Origin of the sequence: Microbulbifer halophilus (genome assembly GCF_026183675.1) — a bacterium.
Classification (GTDB): domain Bacteria; phylum Pseudomonadota; class Gammaproteobacteria; order Pseudomonadales; family Cellvibrionaceae; genus Microbulbifer; species Microbulbifer halophilus.
Genome location: NZ_JAPIVK010000070.1, coordinates 1 through 2,772, shown reverse-complemented (window position 1 = coordinate 2,772; position 2,772 = coordinate 1). Strand labels below are relative to the sequence as shown.

At 43.3% G+C, this 2,772-nt stretch carries 2 protein-coding genes; both read right to left on the bottom strand.

What is annotated here, in order from left to right:
* Positions 1–68 precede the first annotated feature (68 nt).
* Entirely contained in the window at positions 69–1,250 is a 1,182-nt protein-coding gene (locus OQE62_RS19180) for a reverse transcriptase family protein (RefSeq protein ID WP_265723654.1), read from the bottom strand.
* Complete coding sequence (locus tag OQE62_RS19175) at positions 1,251–2,654, bottom strand: phosphoribosyltransferase-like protein (RefSeq protein WP_265723653.1); 1,404 nt, start codon at positions 2,652–2,654, stop codon at positions 1,251–1,253. It abuts the gene before it with no gap.
* Between the last annotated feature and the right edge of the window lie 118 nt (positions 2,655–2,772).

The following is a 2,772-nucleotide window of genomic DNA, read 5'->3' as shown; positions in this document are numbered from 1 at the left end:
GGTGTTGTGGGGAGGGCGGGCTAAATACCCGTCCTTACCCGATTATGCTTGAAAAACTAGCAACCAATTCACCCATCAATCTCTACTGGCGAATCAATTTCTCGAAAACGGTTACGAAATTTATCCCACCTTACGGCATCTACATCCTTCACGAAAGAGATCAATCCAGCCAGATGATTATAAAATCCGATAGGAGAATCAAAGTTTTCATAACGAGAAACCTCAATAAGCCCATACTTTTTTATGGCATAAATATGCCTATCTATACGCTTGTACATCTCTTTAGATAGTCTTGGTTTATCACTATCTACTAACAACCCAAGAACTATTTTTTTTGATCCTGGCCCGGCAACTCTGGTTTTTTTCCTATTCTCGAGAAACCTGTTTTTTCGAATGATTCTTATCACAGAGCGATGAATGCTACCAATCGATAACCTTTTATCAAAACTCTCACTAGAAGAAAGTGTCAAGTCATCTGCATATCGCGTGTAGACGAGTCCATGCTGGTCCGCATAGTTTGTTAGTTCTTGATCAAGACTACGTGCAGCAAGATTGCTTAACATTGGGCTCGCTGATGCCCCTTGCGGCAGTACACCCAGAGGCAATTGGCATGGGAAGCCAAAGCCACTATCATGGCTATCCCTCTGATATAATCTGTATGTGTGATCAAAGGCTGAACTCTTGGGTATCTTTATCAAATGCATTAAGTGCTTTGGTAGCCGGAGAGTTGTACAAACTCTAGCCAGCTCAAAAGCCAGCAGAGGCCTGTATCCCAAGTTTAAGAATATTCTATAAACATCAGCTTCGTTAACTGAATAAAAGAAATTTGCCAAGTCATACTGAAACATCCACTTAGCACCACAGTGCATTGAAGCACAGGCTCGAATTCCTCCTTCAGAGTGAAAAGCAAATGATGCAGGGTGAGGATTTATTTTTTGTAGAATCTCCTCATTAATGAATTGTTGTGCTCGCAACAAATTACCAGTGACAGTATGTATGTGTCGCCTTCCCCCAGAACGCTTTTTTATTGCGAACATTCGATAGTTAGAACTTTCCCTTCGACGCTCCACTGTGGTCCTTAGCAAGGAATAATCCACCCCCACAATTTTTGAGAGATGTCGTAGGGTAAAAATCACCGGGAGCCCTGATCGCTTAAGGGTCTGTACGTAAGCTCTTAAATCAACAATAGATTGCTGATCGAGAAAGGACTGAGCTTCATTAGAAAGCTGGTGTACTGACCAAGTCTCCATTCACCTCTCCTTTGAGCCCGGGGGGCCATCAGTGTCATGGCTCTCCCGAGACGACGAAGGTGATTGTGACATGACACTGAAGGGCGGCGCAGCCGCCTTAGCGTCAGATCTTTCCAGAGATGCCTCTCCGACACCCCCATCCGCAGGAGTCGAAGCTCCCACAGAATCTGTCGATGATACAGGTGAGGACACCTGACCAATCGACGGCTGAATGTTGGCTTGGCCAGCACACCATGAACTAGGAATATACAAGCTATAGTCCCAATTTGGAACATCCATAAATTCATAATGTTGTTTGAGCCTATCTAAGCCAGCCTTTGTTAATCGAAATTTAGGTGTTAACAAGCCCAACCTTTCTGCGTGCTCAGTTAGCTTTCGAGCGTAGTGGTGATCGACATTTAGCCTGATTGCTATGCTAGAAGTTCTTCTCACTCCTCGCTTTACCATAGACAGTAGGCTAAACAAGTCGTTTGATATGGGCGTGGCCGAAGACGGGCTGGTTTTCTCTACCTTATTATTATTCAAAAGATCAATCAGCCAACTTGGCAATACACGACCATTCAACAGACCGTTCCATTTACTATTACTAAACCAAAGGATGCCTGGAATGTTATTAGGAACGCTGTGATAAAATACTACATTGGATAAAATCCCACCGTAGCCTAAGCGAGCCCACTTAGCTACTTTTGTTTTATTTCGACAAAGCTCCACAATCTGCTGATAATTACTGCCCCAGCGCTGTTTCAACCATTTTTCGTCATAAACTAATTCGCTAATAAAGTCTACTTTTGAAGACTTTCGGAACTTTCGTTTCCCATGATCTGAGCCTCGAATTTTTCCTATGATTCGCCTTTCTGAGGCTTTTGGCCTTGCAAAGGAAATAATTTTTATTCTAATCCAACCAAGGCTCCACCAACTTAAAATTGTTGGGTTTTCTAGCATCGCATTTAAAAAGCCCGATATACGGTCACCACTGCCAATGGAATCATCGATAAGAACGAAATCTCTTATCCTGTTTGACTTGAGATCAGGAATACTTGGGTGATCCAGAAGGTTTTCACTCTGAGAACGAACCAAGTTAGAAATAATTGAATAAACCATATCCTCGCTTCCTTGCGAAGTTGCGGGTCTCACCTTAGGTGCACCAGAATCCTCCCAATAATCTTCTTCATTTGAATCCAGCTTTCTGACTGAATATAGCGCGTATGTCTTACTGGAGGGCAACTGTTCTATAGACCTATGAAGCCAGCGCGAATATTCGTCACGTGATACAAACTTCAATCTACTCAAAAGGGTTTTAGCAGTAGCCTGCTGCCCATCACTAAATTGCGATAGCCAATTTTGAATCTCTGAGGATTGCTCAATCGAAGCGACCGAGATTTGTTGATATGTAGGTTTAGACACATTCATTGTTGATAACTAAGTTGATCAGTTCAGGATATTGAATCGCTAAAATAATGACTTGGCGCCGAGTAGCCGGGAGCCGTTACCGGCCCCAGCCCTCTAAGAACCGTACGTGCGG